Consider the following 20941-nt stretch of genomic DNA (forward strand, 5'->3'; position numbering starts at 1 on the left):
CCTCCGCCCCCGGCGACCGAGCACAAAAGAAGAAGGCCCGCGCAAGCGGGCCTTTTTGCTGCCGGGGACCGGGGTCCAGATCTGGACGGCGCTCGGGATCGGCGCCCCCGGAACCGGGACCGGACAAAGTCGGGACCGGGCAGGATCGGGGCCGGGTCAGTCGGCCATCAACCGGCTGACGACCACGGTCACCTCGGGTTTCTTGCCGATCTCTTCCATCGTCACCTGCCGCACGATGCGGCGGATCGAATCGTCGAGCTTCTCATCCGAGGCCAGCACCTTGTCGTTGGCGCGGTCAAGGAACTCGGTCAGCTCGGATTCGATCAGCTCGGCCAGATCGGCGCCGGTGCGGCCGCGCTCGGCCAGCCCCATCAGCTCGACCCAGGCCTCGCCCAGCGGCTGGTCGTTCTCGTCGAGGATGGCGGTCACCAGCACATGCCCGCCCATCGCCATGCGCAGACGGTTGCGCACCACCCCGTCCAGCGCACCGACCAGAACGGTGCCGTCCAGATAGGTGCGGCCGGTCTCGATATATTCCACCACCTCGGGGCGCGGGCCCGACAGGTCCAGCATGCTGCCGTTGGTGGCAACTTCGGACACGATGCCCTTGGCCGCGGCCACGCGCGCATGCTGGCGCAGGTGGCGGTGTTCGCCATGCATCGGGATCAGGATCTTGGGCGCCAACAGCTCGTGCACGGCCTCCAGATCGGGACGGTTGGCATGCCCCGACACGTGATAGAGCCCGCCACGGTCGTCCACCACCTCGACGCCCATCTCGGAAAAGGCATTCATGATGCGGATCACGTCGCGTTCGTTGCCGGGGATGGTCTTGGACGAGAACAGGAAGGTGTCGCCCTCCTTCATCTCAAGGCCCAGATAGCGCCCGCGCGACAATTGCGCCGAAGCCGCGCGGCGTTCGCCCTGGCTGCCGGTGACGATCAGCATCAGGTTGTCGCGCGCCACATGGGCGGCATCCTCGGGGGTGATGATCGGCGGGAATTGCGTCAGCACACCGCTTTCGAAGGCGGCGTTCAGCATCTTCTTCATCGCCCGGCCCATCATGCAGACCGACCGGCCCGCGGCATGGCCGGCCTCGGCCAGCGACTTCAGTCGCGCCACGTTCGACGCAAAGGTGGTCGCCACCACCATCCCCGAGGCCCCGGCGATGAATTCCTTGAGCGGGCCGGCCAGCGTCGCTTCCGAGCGGCCGGGCGTCGGGCTGAAGATATTGGTCGAATCGCAGACCAGGATGCGCACGCCGCCCGCCTCCTGCGCGATCTCGTTCCAGGCCAGCGGGTCGAAGGGCTCGCCCACGACCGGGTTGCCATCAAGCTTGAAATCGCCCGTGTGCACGATGCGGCCCGCCGGCGTGTCGATGACCAGCGCCGAGCTTTCGGGGATCGAATGGCTGACGGGGACATATTGCACGTTGAAGGGGCCGGCCTCGATCACCTCGGGGCGGGGGTTCACCTCCTCGACGATGTCGCTGCCGTCATGGCCGGCCTCGTCCAGCTTCATGCGCGCCAGCGCCGCGGTGAAGGGGCGCGCGAAGACCGGCGCCTTGAGGCGCGACCACAGATGCCCCAGCGCGCCCACGTGGTCCTCGTGGCCGTGGGTGATGAAGATCGCCTCCAGCCGGTCGGCATTCTCGGCCAGCCAGGTGATGTCGGGCAGGATCAGATCCACACCGGGCGTCGTGTCCATGTCGGGGAAGGTCACGCCCAGATCCACCAGGATCAGCCGCTCGCGCCCCTCGGGGCCATAGCCGTAGACATAGGCATTCATGCCGATCTCGCCGGCGCCGCCCAAAGGCAGATAGATCAGCCGTGACGTGCTCATTGCGCGTGGCCCCCCTCCTGATTGAACCGATGGATCAGCACCAGCCCGTGCATCGTCAGATCGTCATCGACCGCGTCGAACAGATCGAAGCCCTGGTCGAACAGGGGCGCAAGCCCCCCGGTGGCGATCACCCGCATCGGGCGATCCCGCTCGATCCTTATCTGGCGCACGATACCCTCGACAAGCCCGATATAGCCCCAGAACACCCCCGACTGGATGCAGGCGACGGTATTCGTGCCGATTGCCGCCTGCGGCCGCGTCACATCGACATGCGGCAAGGCCGCGGCCGCCATGTGCAGCGCCTCGAGCGACAGGTTCACGCCCGGCGCGATCACGCCGCCGATATAGGCGCCGTCGGTGTCGATGACGTCGAAGGTGGTGGCGGTGCCGAAATCCACCACGATCAGGTCGCCGCCGTGCCGGTCAAAGCCCGCGACCGTGTTGACCAGCCGGTCCGGGCCGACGGTCGTGCCCTGATCGACGCGCGGGGCCACGGGCAGCGCGCATTCGGGCTTGCCCACGACCAGCGGGCGACAGTCGAAATAGCGGTTGCACAGGACGCGCAGGTTGAACACGACCCGCGGCACGGTCGACGAGATGATCGTGTCGGTGATCGGCAGCACCAGCCCGCGCAGGGTCATCAGCGTGGACAGCCAGACGAAATATTCATCCGCCGTGCGCCGGTGGTCGGTGGCGATGCGCCAGGTGGCGGCGAATTCCTCGCCGTTCCAGACCGAAAAGACGGTGTTGGTATTGCCACAATCGATGCACAGAAGCATGCCGCCCCCTCAGAAGAACACATCCGCCGCGGGGATCGTCCGCGTGCCCTGCGCGGTCTTCAAGACCAGCGCGCCGGTGGCGTCAATGGTTTCGAAGGTGCCCCGCCATTCCTCGCGGGCGGTGCGGGCGCGGATCTCGGCCCCCAGCCGCGCGGCGCGCGCCAGCCAGGCGGTGCGGATCGGGCCGAAGCCGTAATCGTCGAGTTGCGCGCGCCAGCGGGCAAAGGCCGGGGCCAGCCGCGCCAGCAGATCCTCGGGCGGCACCCGAACGCCCGTCGCCGCGGCCAGCGCCACGGGCGGATGCAGCCCCGGCACCAGGTCCGCCGGATCGGGCGCATGCGCCAGGTTCACGCCAAAGCCGATCGACAGGTGATCGCCCGCCCCTTCCAGCAAGATGCCCGCCAGCTTGCCCCCGTCCAGCAGCACGTCATTGGGCCATTTGATCGACAGCCGCGCCGCCGGCACCCCCAGATCGCGCAGCGCATTGTCAAGCGCCAGCGCCGCGACAAAGGAAAAGAGCGCGCGCTCGGGCAGCCCCTGCGCCGGGCGAAAGACATGGGTGGCGGCGAAATTGCCCGGCGGATCGGCCCAGCCACGGCCCTGCCGGCCCCGCCCGGCCTCCTGACGCAGCGCCAGGATCCATTCCGGCCCGGCCAGCGTCGGCAGCCGGCGCGTGGCCTCGGCCATGGTGCTGTCGACCCGCGCCAGAACCGTGCAGCCGGTATCGGCCGGCCAGGGTGCGGCGGGCGGCAGCGCGTCCCCCACGGATGGGGCGCAGGGGGACGCGGCCGCGCCCCCCTTCCCGTCTTCCGTTCCGGGCATCTCCGGCTTACCGGACAAGAGAGGCCGCCGCGGCCTGTGCCGCGCCCTCGATGCCGACCAGGTTCACCACACCCGCCACCATCACCAGCGCCGACGCCATCAGCAGGCCCCATTGCACCGCGGTCATGCGGCGGTCCAGCGGCTCGGTCTCGGTGCCGAAATACATGTAGTAGACGATGCGGATATAGTAGAAGGCGCCCACCACCGACGACAGCACGCCGATGATCGCCAGCCAGTAGAGATGCGCTTCGACCGCGGCCTTCAGAACGCCGAACTTGGCAAAGAAGCCCAGCATCGGCGGCACGCCCGCCAGGCTGAACAGCAGAACCAGCAGCGCCAGCGCCCGCAGCGGCTGGCGCCGCGCATAGAAGTTCAGCGAAGAGATATCGGTCACCGGCTGGCCGTCGCGCTCCATCGACAGGATGAAGGCGAAGGTGCCGATGTTCATGCCGACATAGATCGCCATGTAGAGCAGCATCGCCTGCACGCCGAAGACATTGCCCGCAGCCAGGCCCATCAGCGCAAAGCCCATGTGCCCGATCGAGGAATAGGCCATCAGGCGCTTGATGTTGGTCTGTCCGATGGCGGCAATGGCGCCCAGCACCACCGAGGCCGCCGCCAGGAAGGCGATGACCTGCCCCCATTCGTCGGCCGCGATGCCGAAGCCGTCGAAGGTCAGCCGCGCGATCAGTGCAATGGCCGCAACCTTGGGCGCGGTGGCGAAGAAGGCGGTGACCGGGGTCGGCGCGCCTTCATAGACATCGGGGGTCCACATGTGGAAGGGCACCGCCGAGACCTTGAACGCAAGCCCGGTGATCAGGAACACCAGCCCGAAGAGAAGCCCGATCGGCATCGGACCTTCGTCGAGAACGCTCAGGATGCCCGCAAACGAGGTGGTGCCGGCAAAGCCATAGGTCAGCGACGCGCCATAGAGCAGAAGCCCCGAGGACAGCGCCCCCAGCACGAAATACTTGAGGCCCGCTTCAGAGGATTTCAGGCTGTCGCGGCGCAGCGCGGCCACGACATAGAGCGCCAGCGATTGCAGTTCGAGCCCGAGATAGAGCGACATCAGATCGGCGGCCGAGACCATCATCATCATGCCGACCACGGCCAGCACGATCAGGATCGGATATTCGAAGCGCATCAGGTCGCGCCGCTTGAGGTAATCGACGCTCATCGCCAGAACGGCCGCCGCCGAGAAGAGCACCGTCACCTTGGCAAAGCGGGCGAAACCGTCATCGACGAAAAGACCCCCGAAGGCCATCCGCGGCTCCCAGGAGGTGAAGCCCAGCACCACCCCCAGCGCCACCATCAGCCCGACCGCGCCCCAAAGAAGCGTGGCGGTGGTGCGGTCCTTGCCGGTCCAGACACCGACCAGAAGCCCGACCATCGCGGCCAGCGCCAGCAGAAGTTCCGGCCAGATCACGGAGAAATCGGCAGAAGTCATCGTGTTTCTCCCTTAGAGCTGCGCGCCGGTGGCGGCGGCGTAATCGGCGACAAGCTGCGCCACCGATGGCCCGATGTAATCGGTCACCGCCCGCGGATAGACGCCCAGAAGCAGCGTCATCGCAATGAGCGGCGCGAAGATCGCCTTCTCGCGGCGGTCCATGTCGGTGATGGCCTTGAGGCTTTCCTTGATCAGCTCGCCGAAGACGACGCGGCGATAGAGCCACAGCGCATAGGAGGCCGACAGGATCACCCCGGTGGCGGCGATGGCCGCGATCCAGGTCGACACCTGGAAGACGCCGACGATGGTCAGGAACTCGCCCACGAAGCCCGAGGTGCCCGGCAGGCCCACATTGGCCATGGTGAAGAACATGAACACCAGCGCATAGACCGGCATCCGGTTCACGAGGCCGCCATAGGCCGCGATCTCGCGGGTGTGCATGCGGTCATAGATCACGCCGACGATCAGGAACAGCGCGCCCGACACGAAGCCGTGGCTGAGCATCTGGAAGATGGCGCCGTCGATACCCTGCTGGTTGGCGGCAAAGATGCCCATGGTCACATAGCCCATATGCGCCACCGACGAATAGGCGATCAGCTTCTTCATGTCGGTCTGCGCCAGCGCCACGAGCGAAGTATAGACGATGGCGATGGCGGACAGGGCCAGCACGAAGCCCGACATCTCCTGCGCGCCCAGCGGGAACATCGGCAGGCTGAAGCGCAGGAAGCCATAGCCCCCCATCTTCAGCAGCACCGCCGCCAGCACGACCGAGCCCGCGGTGGGCGCCTGCACGTGGGCGTCGGGCAGCCAGGTGTGGACCGGCCACATCGGCATCTTGACCGCAAAGCTGGCCAGGAAGGCCAGGAACAGCAGCGTCTGCATCCCGCCCGCCAGCGTCAGCCCGCCAAAGCTGATCGGATCGGCCGGGAACTGATGGCCCAGAAGCTGGGCGATATCGGTGGTGCCGGCGTCGAGATACATCGCCACCATGGCCACCAGCATCAGCACCGAGCCAAGGAAGGTATAGAGAAAGAACTTGAAGGCCGCGTAGATGCGCTCCTTGCCGCCCCAGATCCCGATGATCAGGAACATCGGGATCAGGCCCGCCTCGAAGAACAGGTAGAACAGCACCATGTCGAGGGCGACGAAGACGCCGATCATCAGCGTCTCGAGGACCAGGAACGCGATCATGTATTCCTTGACGCGCTCGGTCACGTTCCAGGCCGACCAGATCGTCAGCGGCATCAGCGCCGTGGTCAGCATCACGAACAGGACCGAGATCCCGTCGACGCCCAGCTTGTATTTCAGGCCCAGGATCCAGGTGCCTTCCTCGACGAACTGGAAGCCCGTGTTCGACGGGTCAAAGCCCGCCAGCACGAAAAGCGACGCGAGGAAGGTGGCCGTGGTCGCGGTCAGCGCCAGCCGCTTGGCATTGCGCTGCGCCGCCGGATCGTTGCCGCGCAGCCCGACCGCCAGGATCAGCGCCGCGACCAGCGGCAGGAAGGTGACGATGGAAAGAAGGTTGTCCATGTGCGCCGCCCCCTCACATACGGCCCGAGAGCACGACCCAGCCCATCAGGAAGACGATCCCGATGACCATGGCGAAGGCATAATGATAGACGTAGCCGGACTGGATGCGCCCGGCAAAGCGGGTCAGCCAGGGCACCACCGACAATGACAGCCCGTTGATGAAGCCGTCGATGGTCGCGCGGTCGCCCATCTTCCACAGGAAGGCCCCGACATTGCGCGCCGTGCGCACGAAGACGATGTCGTAGATCTCGTCGAAATACCACTTGTTGAGCAGGAAGCGGTAAGCCCAGGGCAGCGCACGGGCCAGCTGGCCGGGCAGTTGCGGCACCCGGATGTAGAACAGCCAGGCGATGGACAGCCCCGTCAGCATGGCCAGGAACGGCGCCGCCTTGACCCATTGGGGCGCGTGGTGGGCGTCGTCCATGACATGGTTGTCAGGGGCCATGAAGATCGCGCCCTGGGGCGCCTTGGCCACCAGCGCGGCCGCCGCGTGGTGCTCGGGCTCGGCGTGTTCGGCCACCCCGTGCTCGGCCGCGGGCGCCGCATGCGCCATGTCGGCCTCGGCGTGGGTGTCTTCTGCCGGGGTCTCGCCATGGGCGTCGCTGGCCTCGGCGTGGTGCTGGGGCATCCCGAAGAAGCGCGTCACCTTGTCATGATCGCCGAAGAAGCTGCCATACCACAGCATCCCCGAGAACACCGCCCCCAGCGCCAGCACGCCCAGCGGCACCAGCATGTTGAGCGGCGCCTCATGGGCATGCTCATGCGTGCGCTTGTCGCCGCGCGCCTCGCCCCAGAAGGTCATGAACATCAGCCGCCAGGAATAGAACGCGGTCATGCCCGCGGCGATGACCAGCGCCCAGAAGGCGAAACCATTGCCCGCGCCGGCATAGGCGCTCTCGATGATGGCGTCCTTGGACAGGAAGCCGGCAAAGCCGATCGAGGTCAGCGGGATGCCCACGCCGGTGATGGCCAGCGTGCCCAGCAGCATCGCCCAGAAGGTATAGGGGATCTTGTCGCGCAGGTTGCCGTAATTGCGCATGTCCTGTTCGTGGTGCATCGCATGGATGACCGAGCCCGCGCCCAGGAACAGCATCGCCTTGAAGAAGGCGTGCGTCAGCAGGTGGAACATGGCCACCGAATAGACGCCCACGCCCGCGGCCACGAACATGTAGCCCAGCTGCGAACAGGTCGAATAGGCGATCACGCGCTTGATGTCGTTCTGCACCAGACCCACGGTCGCGGCGAAGAAGGCCGTGGCCGCGCCGATATAGACGACAAAGGTCTTGGCCTCGGGGGCGTATTCGAAGACCGGCGACATGCGGCAGACCAGGAAGACGCCGGCGGTGACCATGGTCGCGGCGTGGATCAGCGCCGAGACCGGCGTCGGACCCTCCATCGCGTCGGGAAGCCAGGTGTGCAGGAAGAGCTGCGCCGATTTCCCCATCGCCCCGACAAAGAGCAGGATCGCAATCACGTTGGCCGCGTTCCAGCTTTCGCCCAGGAATTCCAGATGCGTTGCGGCCAGCATGGGGGCTGCGGCGAAGATGTCGTCCATATGCACGGAATCGACCATGAAGAACAGCGCGCCGATCCCCAGAAGGAAGCCGAAGTCGCCCACCCGGTTGACCACGAAGGCCTTGATCGCGGCGGCATTGGCCGAGGCCTTCTTGTAGTAGAAGCCGATCAGCAGATAGGAGGCCACGCCCACGCCTTCCCAGCCGAAGAACATCTGCACCAGGTTGTCGGCGGTCACCAGCGCCAGCATGGCAAAGGTGAAGAACGACAGATAGGCGAAGAAGCGCGCCTTGTAGGCCTCGTGCTGGCCCCAGTTGTGGTCATGGGCCATGTAGCCCCAGGAATAGAGATGGACCAGCGCCGAGACCGTGGTGACCACGATCATCATGATCGCCGTCAGCCGGTCCATGCGGATCGACCAGGCCGCGTCAAGGCTGCCCGAGGAGATGAAGTCCAGCACCGGGATATGCGCCGTGCCCGGATCAAGCGTCAGGAACGCGATCCACGACAGCAGGCACGACAGGAACAAAAGGCCCGTGGTCAGCATCATGGCGGCGCGCTCGCCCATCATGCGCCAGCCAAAGCCCCCCAGAACCGCACCCAGAAGGGGCGCAAACAGGATGATCTTTTCCATCGCCCCTTATCCTTTCATCACGTTCACGTCGTCCACGTCGATACTGCCGCGGTTGCGGTAGAAGACGACGAGGATGGCCAGCCCGATCGCGGCCTCGGCGGCGGCGACGGTCAGCACGAACATGGTGAAGACCTGCCCCACCAGATCGCCCAGATGCGCCGAGAAGGCCACCAGGTTGATGTTCACGGCCAGAAGCATCAGCTCGATCGACATCAGGATGACGATGACGTTCTTGCGGTTCACGAAGATCCCGAAGATCCCGATCACGAACAATGCGGCGGCAACGCCCAGGTAATGTGTCAATCCGATCATCTCATCGTCCCTCCGGGGTGTGCCCCGTCTGTGTCTCGTTGATCCGCGCCGGGGCCCTTCTCCCCTGCTCCGGCGCGGTCAGGGCTCAGAGCCCCTGGCCCGGTTTCACGTCGCGCAGTTCCATCGCCTTGGCGGGATCGCGGTACATCTGTTCCAGCACGTTCTGGCGCTTGACGTCCTTGCGGTGGCGCAGCGTCAGCAGGATGGCCCCGATCATGGCCACCAGCAGCACCAGACCCGACGCCTCGAAGAGATAGAGATACTTGTCATAGAGCAGCATCCCCAGCGCGCCGGTATTGGTCACGCCCTCGGCGATCGGTGCCGCGCGCAGCGCGTCCGCCCCTTCGGCGGACTGCCAGGCGGCAAAGCCGAAGCCCAGCTGGCCCAGCATCACCAGCGCGATGATGCCCCCCAGCGCCTTGTGGCCGGCGAATTCCTCCTTCAGCTCGGCGAAGTCGACGTCGAGCATCATGACGACGAAGAGGAACAGCACCGCGACGGCGCCGACATAGACGATCATCATCAGCATGGCGACGAATTCCGCGCCCATCAGCACGAAGAGCCCCGCCGAGGAGATGAACGCCAGGATCAGCCAGAGCACCGAATGCACCGGGTTGCGCGCCAGAACGACGCCCAGCCCCGCCAGCACCGCCGAAACCGCAAACAGCCAGAAGGCCAGCGCGAAGATCGTCATTGGGTTTCCTCCGCTTCCTCGAAGACCTTGTGCGCGATCTCGAGCGCGCGGGTCATGGCGGGCACCCCGCCGAACATGCTCATCTGCCAGATCACCTCGGCGATCTCGCGCTGCGTCGCGCCCGCTTCCAGCGCGTGGCGAATGGTCAGCCGCATCTGCGGCTCGGCCTGCGCGCCCAGCACCGTCAGCGCGCCCAGGCTGACCAGAAGCCGGGTCTTGGCGTCCAGCCCCTCGCGGTTGAAGGTGCGGCCGAACCACATCTCCATCATGTCGCGGGGCATGGTCGGGAACATCCGCTCGAAGGCCTGCGGCGAGAAGGTCTCGAGCGCCGGGTTGAAGGCGCGCGCCATCTCCTGGGATTGTTCGACCAGCGTCCGGAACAGCTTGGTGAATTCCTGCGTCATCTGTAGGGCGCGTCCATCTCGAGATTGCGGGCGATCTCGGCTTCCCAGCGCGCGCCGTTATCGAGAAGCTTGTCCTTGTCGTAGAACAGTTCCTCGCGGGTTTCGGTGGCGAATTCGAAATTCGGCCCCTCGACGATGGCATCGACCGGGCAGGCCTCCTGGCAGAAGCCGCAGTAGATGCATTTGGTCATGTCGATGTCATAGCGCGTCGTCCGGCGCGAGCCGTCGGCGCGAGGCTCGGCGTCGATGGTGATCGCCTGCGCCGGGCAGATCGCCTCGCACAGCTTGCAGGCGATGCAGCGTTCCTCGCCGTTGGGATAGCGGCGCAGCGCGTGTTCGCCACGGAACCGCGGGCTCAGCGCGCCCTTCTCGTGGGGATAGTTCAGCGTGGCCTTGGGCGCCCAGAAGTAGCGGATGCCCAGCTTGAAGCCCTTGATCATGTCAAAGAGCAGGAAGTATTTCGCCGCGCGGGTGTAATCGAGTGCCATATCTCTGCCCTCCCTCAGCCCAGCAGGCCCCAGCGTGCCCAGAGGCCGCCCAGGACTTCGAATTTCGCCAGGAACGCCACCAGAACGACCCAGGTCAGCGACAGCGGCAGGAACACCTTCCAGCCGATGCGCATCAGTTGGTCGTAGCGGTAACGCGGCACCAGCGCCTTGACCATGGCGAACATGAAGAACATGACCCACATCTTGGCCACCATCCACAGCGCACCGTCGGGCAGGCCGGGAATGGGCGACAGCCAGCCGCCGAAGAACAGCAGGCTCATCAGCGCGCACATCAGGAACATGGCGATATATTCACCGGCCATGAACAGCAGATAGGGCGTCGAGGAATATTCCACCATGAAGCCCGCAACCAGTTCGGATTCCGCCTCCGGCAGGTCGAAGGGCGGCCGGTTGGTCTCGGCCAGCGCCGAGATGAAGAACAGGATCACCATCGGCAGGTGCGGCAGCCAGTACCAGTTGAACAGGCCCAGATTGCCATCCTGCGCCGCGACGATATCGCCGAAATTCATCGAGCCCGTCGAGATGATGATGCCGATGATGATCAGCCCCAGCGACACCTCATAGGAGACCATCTGCGCCGCCGAGCGCAGCCCGCCCAGGAACGGATATTTCGAGTTCGACGCCCAGCCGCCCATGATCACGCCATAGACCTCGAGCGAGGAAATGGCGAAGACGAACAGGAGCGCCACGTTGATGTCGGCCAGAACCCAGGTCGGGTTGAACGGGATCACCGCCCAGGCCAGCATCGCCAGCACCATCGAGATCGTCGGCGCCAGGAAGAACACGAAGCGGTCCGAGCCCGCCGGCACCACGATTTCCTTGACCACGTATTTGAGCGCGTCGGCCACCGTTTGCAGCAGACCGAAGGCGCCGACCACGTTCGGGCCGCGCCGCAGCTGCACCGCCGCCCAGATCTTGCGGTCGCCATAGACCAGGAACAGAAGCGACAGCATCACGAAGGCGATGATGCCCAGCCCCTGCACGGCGATCAGCAGGAAGGTGCCCAGAGGCGTTTGAAGAAAGTCTGCCATTGTCCCTGTCCCCTCAGACCGTCGGTATTCCCCGCTCGGCGCAATCGGCCACCGCCACTTCGGCGTCGATGGTCCGCAGCCCCCGCGGCAGCGCGGGCGAAATCATGTAGACCGCATCCGCCCGCCAGATACCGTCCTCGTTGGTGGTGCGCGTGCGCAGATGGCGCGCGAAACCATAGCCGCGGATCAGCGCATATTGCGCCGCCGCGCACGCCGCATAGGCCGAAGCCGTCTGCCGCGTGGTGTCGTCCTCGACCCGCGCGCCGGGGCGCGGCGACAGGCCGGCGCGGAACTGCACCAGCTCGCCGTCCAGAAGCCGCGTCTCCACCCCGTGAAAGGTGAAGGCCGCCGGTTTCGCCTCGGCCATGCCCGCGACCGGGCCCGGCCCGCAGGCGGCAAGTGCCGCCGCCGCCGTCAGGGGCGCAAGCGCCCGGTATCGGGTCCGCGTGGCCGTCATTGCGCAGCCACCGCTTCGGCTGCGCGCGCGCGCGCCATCGCCGACAGCTCGGCCATCAGCGCCGAGGCCCGGGTGATGGCGTTGGTCAGGTAATGGTCGCGCACCGCATTGCGGAAATCGGCCCGTGCGGGGTCGCGCAGCGGCAAGGGCGCCCAGCCGTTGTCGGCCAGTTGATCGACCGCGCCCAGATGCGGGAAGTCCGCGATCAGCGCCCGGCGCAGCCCGGCCAGGTTGTCCCAGGGCAGCGGGGCGCCCAGCTGCGCCGAAAGCGCACGCAGGATCGCCCAGTTCTCGCGCGCCTCGCCGGGCGCGAACCCCGCGCGCAGCGCCAGCTGCGGCCGCCCTTCGGTATTGACGAACAGACCGTTCTCCTCGGTCCAGGCCGCGCCGGGCAAGATCACGTCGGCGCGATGCGCGCCGCGGTCGCCATGGCTGCCCTGATAGATCACGAAGGGCCCCGGCGCGATCTCGACCTCGTCGGCGCCCAGGTTGAAGATCGCCTCGGCGCCGTCGATGGCCACGGCCAGACCACCCTCGGTCACCGCCCCCACATCCATCGCGCCGACCCGCGCCGCGGCGGTGTGCAGGACCAGCAGTTTGGCGCCCGCGGCCTCGGCCAGACGCATGGCATGGGCCAAGACCGCCTCGCCGTCGGCTTCGTTCAGCGCACCCTGCCCCACGATCACCAGGCCGGGGCTGTCCTCGGCCGGCTGCGCCGCGGCCGCCGCGGCCACCAGCGCCGCGCGGTCGGTGCCCAGATGGGCATAGTCATAGGTCAGATCGACCGGCGCGCCGATCAGCGCAACTTCGGCGCCCTGGATCCACGCCTTGCGGATGCGCGCGTTCAGCACCGGGGCTTCGTCGCGCGGGTTGGTGCCGACCAGCCAGATGCGGCGCGCGGTGTCGATATCTGCCACGGCCGCCGTGCCGACATAGGCCGAGCGGTTGCCGACCGGCAGACGCGCGCCATCGACACGGCATTCGACGCGCCCGCCCAGACCCTCGATCATCCGGCGCAGCGACCAGGCGGCCTCGACCGGGACCAGATCGCCGATCAGCCCGGCCACCTTGCGCCCCTGCATGCCGCGCGCCGCCGCGGCCAGCGCCTCGGGCCAGGTGGCGGGCCGCAGACGCCCGTTCTCGCGCACATAGGGGCGATCCAGCCGCTGCCGGCGCAGCCCGTCCCACACGAAGCGCGCCTTGTCCGACAGCCATTCCTCGTTCACGCCATCATGGTTGCGCGGCAGGATGCGCATGACCTCGCGGCCCTTGGTGTCGATGCGGATATTCGACCCCAGCGCATCCATCACGTCGATGGATTCGGTCTTGCTCAGTTCCCAGGGGCGGGCGGTGAAGGCATAGGGCTTGGAGGTCAGCGCGCCCACCGGGCACAGGTCGATGATGTTGCCCTGAAGGTTCGAGTCGAGCGTCATCCCCAGATACGAGGTGATCTCGGCATCCTCGCCGCGGCCGGTCTGGCCCATCTGCGTGATCCCCGCGACCTCGGTCGTGAAGCGCACGCAGCGCGTGCAGGAGATGCAGCGGGTCATGCAGGTGGCCACCAGCGGCCCCAGATCCAGATCCTCGGAGGCGCGCTTGGCCTCGCGGAAGCGGCTGAAGTCCACGCCATAGGCCATCGCCTGATCTTGCAGGTCGCATTCGCCGCCCTGGTCGCAGATCGGGCAATCCAGCGGGTGGTTGATGAGCAGGAACTCCATCACCCCCTCGCGGGCCTTCTTGACCATGGGCGAATTGGTCTTGACCACCGGGGCCTCGCCGTTGGGGCCGGGGCGCAAGTCCTTGACCTGCATCGCGCACGAGGCCGTGGGCTTGGGCGGGCCGCCCACCACCTCGACCAGACACATCCGGCAATTGCCCGCGATCGACAGCCGCTCGTGGTAGCAGAAGCGCGGCACCTCGATCCCGGCGACCTCGCAGGCCTGGAGGATGGTCATCGCACCGTCAACCTCGAGCTCGTGGCCGTCGATGTTGATCTTCTTGAGGTTCGACATGCTTCTCGTCCCTTCCCGCCCGCGCGATGCGGGCCCGTCTCCCTGTGTGATCCCGCCCTCAGCAGAGGTCCGGGAACCACCATTCATTGCTGCCCGGCACGTAATGCGTGCCCGTCGCCTCGGCGCGCGCGCGGCGGCCCCGCGCCGTGCACCACGCCCGCGCAACCGCCTCGGCGGTGGCGAAATCCGTCGGACCGGCCAGCACCACGCCGGGGCGGCGCTGCCCGCTGTCGGTCTCGACCCAGACCATCGCCGGGTCGCCCGCATCCTGCCCGGCCCTCTCGGCCATCATGTAGACCGGCACCGCGCGGCCATGGCCGACGGCATAGGTCGTGCCCGCATGCGCGAACGGGCGCAGCGTCACGCCATCAAGCGTGGCCGCGCGCGCCCCGGCGCCGCCATCCCCGGCCATGCAGCCGGCCAGCACAACGCAGATCCCCGCAAGCACCCGTCTCATGCGCAGCCCCCCGGAAAGATCCAGGCGCCATCGCGGAAATTGTCATCCACCCCCGAGGCGACCTTGCCGCCGCAGGCCTGATCGGCCACCCGCCGCGCGTCATAGCCGTCGGCATAGGTGAAAGGCACCTGCGCGCGGGTCACGATGACCGCGCCCGCCGGGCCCCATTCGGCGTGATGGCCCTGCACCAGCGCCAGCACCGGGCGGCGCGGATCACCGCCATCGGGGCCGATGGGCCCCGCACAGCCCGCAAGCGCGAGAGGAACCAGAAGAACAGCGGCGGCGCGCATCACATCCCCCTTGCGTCGATGGGCGGACAGGCCGCGGCGATGCGGTAGAGATGCGCCCCGATCACCTCGACACCCGCGGGCGCAGGCACCGGGGCATTGGCCGTGGGGCAGACCGCCAGCACCGCAGCCACGACGCCCTTCTTGAGCTCGATCGCGTCGGTTTCGGTCACGCCCTCGAGCGTCACCTCGAAATACGAGGCCAGCCCGTCCCAATGGAGACAGCCCTCATCGCCGGTGGCGCCGGGCGGGCATTCCATGCCGCCGGTCATGACGTCGTTGAAATAGGCGACCTGCGCGCCGGTCGCGCCCTCGGCCATGCGCAGATGACGGCGCAGCGCCGGGCGATGCCCCTGCGCGGCCAGGCTCTGCGAATGCACGCCCGAGGCCTGGGCCACCGCCCCCCCCGGCAGCGCCCCGAGCGCCAGCAGACCGGCCAGCACGGCACGCCCCGCGGGCGCCGCGATCGCCGCGCGCCCCCCCGTCCCGATGCTGATGCCGTTGCGCGTCATGTCCGTGACCTAATTCCCGAGAAGATAGGCGCCGATGGCGCTGTTGAGGGCAATCTCCTTCCGGCCCGCGGCACAGAAGGTCTGCGGCTCGCCGATGACGATGTGCCGCTTCTCGACATAGGCGAAGATCTCGCGCTGGACGCGGGCCTTGTCGATCCGGGTCTTCCAGTCGTGCAACTGGGCCGCCGTCACACCTTGCGCGCGCGCCTTGTTGGCCAGCGCCGATTTCACCAGCCCTTCGCGGCGGCCGTCATAGCGCAGCTCGCGGCATTCCTTGGCCAGAACCTGCGCCGTGGCGATGGCCATCGCCTGGGCGTAGATGTCATTGCGAACATCGCCCCCCCGCGGGATCGACACGGGCTTGGGCGGCGCGGCCGGCTCCGGCGCGACACAGCCCGCCAGCACCGCCGTGGCCGCCAGGATCAGGGCCAGGGACCGCATGCCGCTCACTCTGCCGCCATGGCGCCGGACCGGCCCGTCTTGCGCGCCTTGATCCGGTCCTCGATCTCGTCGCGGAAATGCCGCACGAGGCCCTGGATCGGCCAGGCCGCGGCATCCCCCAGCGCGCAGATCGTGTGGCCCTCGACCTGCTTGGTCACCGACAGCAACATGTCGATTTCCTCGATCTCGGCCTCGCCGGTCACCAGGCGGTCCATGATCCGCATCATCCAGCCGGTGCCCTCGCGGCAGGGGGTGCATTGCCCGCAGCTCTCGTGCTTGTAGAATTTCGACAGCCGCCAGATCGCCTTGATGACATCGGTCGACTGGTCCATCACGATCACGGCCGCCGTGCCCAGACCCGAGCGCTGCTCGCGCAGCCAGTCGAAGTCCATGATCGCCTCGTCGCATTGCGCGGCGTTGAGCATGGGCACCGACGAGCCGCCGGGGATCACCGCCTTGAGGTTCTGCCAGCCGCCGCGGACACCGCCGCAATGCCGCTCCAGCAGCTCGCGCAGCGGGATCGACATCGCTTCCTCGACCACGCAGGGCGCGTTGACATGCCCCGAGATGGCAAAGAGCTTGGTGCCCGCGTTGTTGGGCCGGCCGATGCCGGCGAACCACGCCCCGCCGCGGCGCAGGATGGTGGGCACGACGGCGATCGATTCGACATTGTTGACCGTGGTCGGGCAGCCATAGAGCCCCGAGCCCGCCGGGAACGGCGGCTTCATCCGCGGCATGCCCTTCTTGCCCTCGAGGCTCTCGATCAGGGCGGTTTCCTCGCCGCAGATATAGGCGCCGGCGCCGTGATGCAGGTAAAGGTCGTAATCATAGCCCGACCCGCAGGCATTGCGCCCCAGAAGGCCCGCGTCATAGGCCTCGTCGATGGCGGCCTGAAGCGCCTCGCGCTCGCGGATGTATTCGCCGCGGATGTAGATATAGCCCGCCACCGCATTCATGGCGAAACCGGCGATCAGCGCCCCCTCGATCAGCGTATGCGGATCGTGGCGCATGATCTCGCGGTCCTTGCAGGTGCCCGGCTCGGATTCGTCGGCATTGATGACCAGATAGGCCGGGCGGCCGTCCGATTGCTTGGGCATGAACGACCATTTGAGCCCGGTCGGGAAACCCGCGCCGCCGCGTCCGCGCAGCCCCGAGGTCTTCATCTCCTCGATGATCCAGTCGCGGCCCTTGGCCAGGATATCGGCCGTCCCGTCCCAGGCGCCGCGGCGGCGCGCGGCGGCAAGGCTGCGCTCACCCATCCCGTAGAGGTTGGTGAAGATGCGATCCTCGTCTTTCAGCATGCGCTTTTCCCTGCTGGCGCCCCCCGAACCCGAACCCGGACCCCGAAGCCACCCGTTGCGGCCGGGCCCGAGGGCCGACCTGTCTCCCGTTCGCGGGCCACCCCCCCTAGGGGGCCCCGCCTTCCCTTTCCGCCGAGGCTTGCCCCGGCGTCCCGCGTCGCACGGCCCGCATGGCGGGCCGCCGTTCCCAGGCCCGCGTCACACGGGCTCCCTCCTGGGGCCGCATGGCGCGGCGAAATCTCTGCCCCGGCCCCGACCGGACCGCACGGGCGCCGCGGGCCCCGGACGAAGGCGAAGCGCAAAGGCCCCGGCCTTTCCGTCCTGCCCCCCGGCTTTCGTCCCTTCCCCGTATCGCCACCGCGCGGGCGGCGCCCGGCGACGCGTCGTCGCGCAGCGCGCCCGCGGCGGGCAATCGGGCCGGTCGCCGGGACCGGTCACGGGACGAGCGACCGGGACGGGACCGATCTCGGCGCGACCGGTCTCGGCGGGACTGGCCGCGGGGCGAAGAGCACAACGAAACGCAGCCCTGCGTTCCGGCTCGATCCGCCCGGGCCCGCCCCGGCGTTCGTCCTGTCCCCACCCCGGCCAGCCCTGGCCGCATCGGCGGGAAACCTCCACCGGGACCGGGCGCGCCGCTTTGCCACATGGTCTTTGCGGGGCCGCCGCGCGAACCAGAAAGTCAAGCTTGCCCCGATCACGGGCGGGCCAGACATCCGGATGCCCGCGCATCCACAAATCTGCCCCTGTCGCCGGCCGCCCTTGCGGACCGGCCCTCCGGCATGAGCTGCACCCAGGCAATGCGATGCAGGAAAGATGCCGGGCAGCGCCCCTCTTTTCCTGCGGTCTCACCTGCACCGGACCCTTCCGGCGCGCCGCGATGCGCGCCCCCTCCGGTTGCGCGCGCGGTGCAGTCACGTCCCCCGTCCGCCGGCCCTCCGGCTTTGGGGAGCACCCTGCCCGAACCCAAGGGGACCGGGCAGAGGGCGAGTTCAAACCCCGAGGCCCTGCCAGCCCGGCGGGAACGACATTGCGGTCGCGCCCGCCGGGCCCCGCATCACGCGAGGCAGGACCGTCGGCCGAAGCACCTTACTTGGTGTCGGCTTTCTTCGGCGCGGGCTTGGCGGCCGGCGCTTCGGTCTTGGCAGCCGGTTTCGACTGGATGAAGCCCAGCGACTCGAGCGACAGCTCGCCGCGGATGCCGACAGCCTTCATCAGATCTTCGTTCTTGATCATCGACTTGGGCTTCAGCATGTCCACCAGGCCGTCCAGTTTGACGGCTTTGATGTCGAAGATGGGGTCGCCCATGGCGACGTCCTTGTTCGACAGCATCTTGGTGGGTTTCATCTTCGCAAGGGTCTTGTCCAGCTGGGTTTGCAGGTCATTGCCACCGAACGCCCAGTCCAGGAACACGCCGAAGAAGATCGCGATGAACAGCGCCGCGGTCACACCGGCGGTGGGCGTGTAGCCCAGGCCGATCATGAACGCCGCACAGACGATCCCGATGCAGACCGCCGCCAGCCAGCTTTTCGCGGTGGCGTCCAGTTCATTCCATTCCTTGGTCATCGATTAGTCCTCCATCAGAGATAGCTCAATAGACATCACCCTGGTCCACCCGCGACGAGAATTCGGTTTCGATCCCCGCCGCAAGAAGACGTGCCTGCGCGATCCAGTCGTCCCGACTGGCCCGCCCCTTGAAGCCCTCAAGATTGTCGTCGATCCAGGCGAGCTCGGCCTCGGTCCACGAGGCCACCTGGTCGAAATGGTAGATGCCGAGGCTGTTGAGCAGAACCTCGATTTTGGGCCCGACTCCCTTGATCTTCTTGAGATCATCCGCGCCCGTGCCGCGCGGGGCGGCCAGAGCTTCGGGTCGGGTGCTATGTCCAGCGGGGGCTTCGGCCGAAGGATCGGCCGCCGCGGTCTTCGCCGCGACCACGGGGGTCTCGGCCGGCGCAGGCTGGGCCTGCGGTGGGGAGTTCCGCACCTTTTTCGGGGGTGCGGCCACCTTTGGCGGGGCATTCTTGCCCAGCCAGGGCGTCAGGTTGGGCACTTCCGTGCCGTCGATCCGCTTCACCGTGTCGCCCTGCGCCAGCGCGCGGGACACCGAAGCGTTATGGGGGTCATGCGGCGTCTCATGCGCCGTCAGCGAGGTCAGCCCGGTCACCGGCTCGGAGGCATAGCGCCCCTTGGCCGACCCCGGCCGGGGCAGCCCGCCCGCGGCCAGCTCATCGAGGATGCGCGCCAGATCCTCGGCGGTCAGGTCTTCGTAGTAATCCTTGCCGATCAGGGCCATCGGCGCATTGGCGCAAGCGCCCAGGCATTCGACCTCTTCCCACGAGAAACGGCCGTCGGGCGACAGCGTGAAGGGGTCATTGGCGATCTTCTCGCGGCAGACCTTCACCAGTTCCTCGCCGCCGCAGATCATGCACGAGGTCGTGCCGCAGATCTGCACATGCGCGAGCGAACCCACCGGGGCCAGCTGGAACATGAAGTAGAAGGTCGCCACCTCGAGCGCGCGAATATAGGGCATGCCCAGAAGGTCGGCCACATATTCGATGGCCGGACGGCTGAGCCAGCCCTCCTGTTCCTGGGCGCGCCACAGAAGCGGGATCACCGCCGAGGCCTGGCGCCCCGCGGGATATTTCGAGATCTGGCCCGCCGCCCATTCCAGGTTGGCGGGGGTGAATTCAAAGCTCTCGGGCTGGGTATGGTGCAAACGGCGCAGCATCAGCGGTCGATCTCCCCGAACACGACATCCATGGTCCCGATGATCGCGGCGACATCGGCAAGCTGGTGCCCCCGCGTAACGTAATCCATGGATTGCAGGTGGAGGAAACCGGGCGCCCGGATCTTGGCCCGATAGGGTTTGTTGGTGCCGTCCGACACCAGATAGACGCCGAATTCGCCCTTGGGCGCCTCGACCGCGGCATAGACCTGCCCCGCGGGGACGTGGAACCCTTCGGTGTAGAGCTTGAAGTGGTGGATCAGCGCTTCCATGTCGCGCTTCATCTCCGACCGCTTCGGCGGCGTCAGCTTGCCGCGCGCGAGCACGTCACCCGTGGTCTCGCGCAGCTTCACCAGCGCCTGGCGGATGATCTTGGTCGACTCGCGCATCTCGGCCATGCGGCACAGGTAGCGGTCGTAGCAATCGCCGTTCTTGCCCACCGGGATCTGGAAGTCGAACTCGTCGTAGCATTCATAGGGCTGGGCGCGACGCAGATCCCAGGCCAGGCCCGAACCGCGCACCATCACGCCCGAATAGCCCCACATCTGGATGTCGTCTTCCGACACGACCCCGATGCAGACATTGCGCTGCTTGAAGATGCGATTCTCGGTCAGCAATTCGTCGATGTCGTCGAGAACCTGCGGGAACGCCTCGGCCCATTCCTCGATGTCATCAAGAAGGGCGGGCGGAAGATCCTGATGGACCCCGCCGGGACGGAAATAGGCGGCGTGAAGCCGCGCTCCGCATGCCCGTTCGTAAAACACCATGAGCTTTTCGCGTTCCTCAAAACCCCACAGCGGAGGCGTCAGCGCACCGACATCCATCGCCTGAGTGGTCACATTCAGGAGATGGTTCAGGATACGCCCTATCTCGGAGTAAAGCACACGGATGAGGCTTGCGCGGCGCGGCACTTCGACGCCGGTCAGCTTTTCGATCGCCAGGCACCAGGCATGTTCCTGGTTCATCGGCGCGACATAGTCGAGCCGGTCGAAATAAGGCAGATTCTGAAGGTAGGTCCGGCTCTCCATCAGCTTCTCGGTGCCGCGGTGAAGCAGCCCGATATGCGGGTCGGCCCGCTCCACGATCTCGCCATCCAGCTCGAGAACGAGTCGCAGCACCCCGTGCGCCGCAGGGTGCTGGGGCCCGAAGTTGATGTTGAAGTTCCGGATCTTCTGCTCGCCGGTGAGCACGTCGTCAAAGCTGGCGTCCATCATGCACCTCTCTTGCGCGCGCGGC

21 protein-coding genes are annotated in these 20941 nt (G+C 67.2%); all 21 read right to left on the minus strand.

What is annotated here, in order from left to right; translation table 11 throughout:
• Positions 1–156 precede the first annotated feature (156 nt).
• The 21 genes from BW949_RS01275 to BW949_RS01375 all read right to left on the minus strand — a co-directional run bounded on the left by BW949_RS01275 (position 157) and on the right by BW949_RS01375 (position 20916).
• On the minus strand, positions 157–1839 hold the full coding sequence (locus BW949_RS01275) for a ribonuclease J (protein WP_076363113.1): 1683 nt from the start codon (positions 1837–1839) through the stop codon (positions 157–159).
• Entirely contained in the window at positions 1836–2618 is a 783-nt protein-coding gene (locus BW949_RS01280) for a type III pantothenate kinase (protein ID WP_076363114.1), read from the minus strand. Before BW949_RS01280 ends, BW949_RS01275 begins: the two co-directional genes overlap by 4 nt.
• Before the next feature lie 9 nt (positions 2619–2627).
• Positions 2628–3383 (minus strand): biotin--[acetyl-CoA-carboxylase] ligase, encoded by a 756-nt coding sequence (locus tag BW949_RS01285; RefSeq protein ID WP_268875790.1) that lies wholly within the window; start codon positions 3381–3383, stop codon positions 2628–2630.
• A 64-nt stretch (positions 3384–3447) separates the two neighbouring features.
• The gene (gene nuoN, locus BW949_RS01290; protein ID WP_076363115.1) at positions 3448–4887 is read right to left on the minus strand and encodes an NADH-quinone oxidoreductase subunit NuoN; all 1440 of its coding nucleotides are present in this window, start codon (positions 4885–4887) and stop codon (positions 3448–3450) included.
• A gap of 12 nt (positions 4888–4899) precedes the next feature.
• Positions 4900–6417, minus strand: coding sequence for an NADH-quinone oxidoreductase subunit M (locus BW949_RS01295; protein ID WP_076363116.1), 1518 nt, complete (start codon positions 6415–6417; stop codon positions 4900–4902).
• Between the two features lie 13 nt (positions 6418–6430).
• The gene (gene nuoL / locus BW949_RS01300; RefSeq protein WP_076363117.1) at positions 6431–8566 is read right to left on the minus strand and encodes an NADH-quinone oxidoreductase subunit L; all 2136 of its coding nucleotides are present in this window, start codon (positions 8564–8566) and stop codon (positions 6431–6433) included.
• Between the two features lie 6 nt (positions 8567–8572).
• The gene (gene nuoK / locus BW949_RS01305) at positions 8573–8878 is read right to left on the minus strand and encodes an NADH-quinone oxidoreductase subunit NuoK (protein ID WP_076363118.1); all 306 of its coding nucleotides are present in this window, start codon (positions 8876–8878) and stop codon (positions 8573–8575) included.
• 85 nt (positions 8879–8963) lie between these two features.
• On the minus strand, positions 8964–9572 hold the full coding sequence (locus tag BW949_RS01310) for an NADH-quinone oxidoreductase subunit J (RefSeq protein ID WP_076363119.1): 609 nt from the start codon (positions 9570–9572) through the stop codon (positions 8964–8966).
• Complete coding sequence (locus BW949_RS01315; protein WP_076363120.1) at positions 9569–9976, minus strand: carboxymuconolactone decarboxylase family protein; 408 nt, start codon at positions 9974–9976, stop codon at positions 9569–9571. The genes BW949_RS01310 and BW949_RS01315 overlap by 4 nt, the downstream gene beginning before the upstream one ends.
• A complete protein-coding gene (gene nuoI / locus BW949_RS01320; protein WP_076363121.1) occupies positions 9973–10464 on the minus strand; it encodes an NADH-quinone oxidoreductase subunit NuoI in 492 nt (163 codons plus the stop codon). The genes BW949_RS01315 and nuoI overlap by 4 nt, the downstream gene beginning before the upstream one ends.
• Before the next feature lie 14 nt (positions 10465–10478).
• Positions 10479–11516, minus strand: coding sequence for an NADH-quinone oxidoreductase subunit NuoH (gene nuoH, locus BW949_RS01325; protein ID WP_076363122.1), 1038 nt, complete (start codon positions 11514–11516; stop codon positions 10479–10481).
• A gap of 13 nt (positions 11517–11529) precedes the next feature.
• Positions 11530–11973 carry a hypothetical protein gene (locus BW949_RS01330; protein WP_076363123.1) on the minus strand — a complete coding sequence of 148 codons (444 nt, stop codon included), beginning with the start codon at positions 11971–11973 and terminating at the stop codon, positions 11530–11532.
• On the minus strand, positions 11970–13985 hold the full coding sequence (gene nuoG / locus BW949_RS01335) for an NADH-quinone oxidoreductase subunit NuoG (RefSeq protein ID WP_076363124.1): 2016 nt from the start codon (positions 13983–13985) through the stop codon (positions 11970–11972). Before nuoG ends, BW949_RS01330 begins: the two co-directional genes overlap by 4 nt.
• Before the next feature lie 58 nt (positions 13986–14043).
• Entirely contained in the window at positions 14044–14442 is a 399-nt protein-coding gene (locus BW949_RS01340; protein WP_143524387.1) for a hypothetical protein, read from the minus strand.
• Positions 14439–14732 (minus strand): hypothetical protein, encoded by a 294-nt coding sequence (locus tag BW949_RS01345; protein WP_076363126.1) that lies wholly within the window; start codon positions 14730–14732, stop codon positions 14439–14441. Before BW949_RS01345 ends, BW949_RS01340 begins: the two co-directional genes overlap by 4 nt.
• Positions 14732–15241, minus strand: a complete 510-nt coding sequence (locus BW949_RS01350; protein WP_076363127.1) for a hypothetical protein — start codon at positions 15239–15241, stop codon at positions 14732–14734. Before BW949_RS01350 ends, BW949_RS01345 begins: the two co-directional genes overlap by 1 nt.
• Before the next feature lie 9 nt (positions 15242–15250).
• Positions 15251–15682, minus strand: coding sequence for a DUF5333 family protein (locus tag BW949_RS01355; protein WP_143524388.1), 432 nt, complete (start codon positions 15680–15682; stop codon positions 15251–15253).
• A gap of 5 nt (positions 15683–15687) precedes the next feature.
• The gene (gene nuoF, locus BW949_RS01360; RefSeq protein WP_076363129.1) at positions 15688–16983 is read right to left on the minus strand and encodes an NADH-quinone oxidoreductase subunit NuoF; all 1296 of its coding nucleotides are present in this window, start codon (positions 16981–16983) and stop codon (positions 15688–15690) included.
• A gap of 1086 nt (positions 16984–18069) precedes the next feature.
• Positions 18070–18546 (minus strand): hypothetical protein, encoded by a 477-nt coding sequence (locus BW949_RS01365; RefSeq protein WP_076363130.1) that lies wholly within the window; start codon positions 18544–18546, stop codon positions 18070–18072.
• Between the two features lie 25 nt (positions 18547–18571).
• A complete protein-coding gene (locus BW949_RS01370; protein WP_076363131.1) occupies positions 18572–19708 on the minus strand; it encodes an NADH-quinone oxidoreductase subunit E in 1137 nt (378 codons plus the stop codon).
• On the minus strand, positions 19708–20916 hold the full coding sequence (locus tag BW949_RS01375; RefSeq protein ID WP_097176966.1) for an NADH-quinone oxidoreductase subunit D: 1209 nt from the start codon (positions 20914–20916) through the stop codon (positions 19708–19710). Before BW949_RS01375 ends, BW949_RS01370 begins: the two co-directional genes overlap by 1 nt.
• Positions 20917–20941 lie beyond the last annotated feature (25 nt).

The sequence above is a fragment of the Phaeovulum vinaykumarii genome (assembly GCF_900156695.1).
Classification (GTDB): Bacteria; Pseudomonadota; Alphaproteobacteria; order Rhodobacterales; family Rhodobacteraceae; genus Bieblia_A; species Bieblia_A vinaykumarii.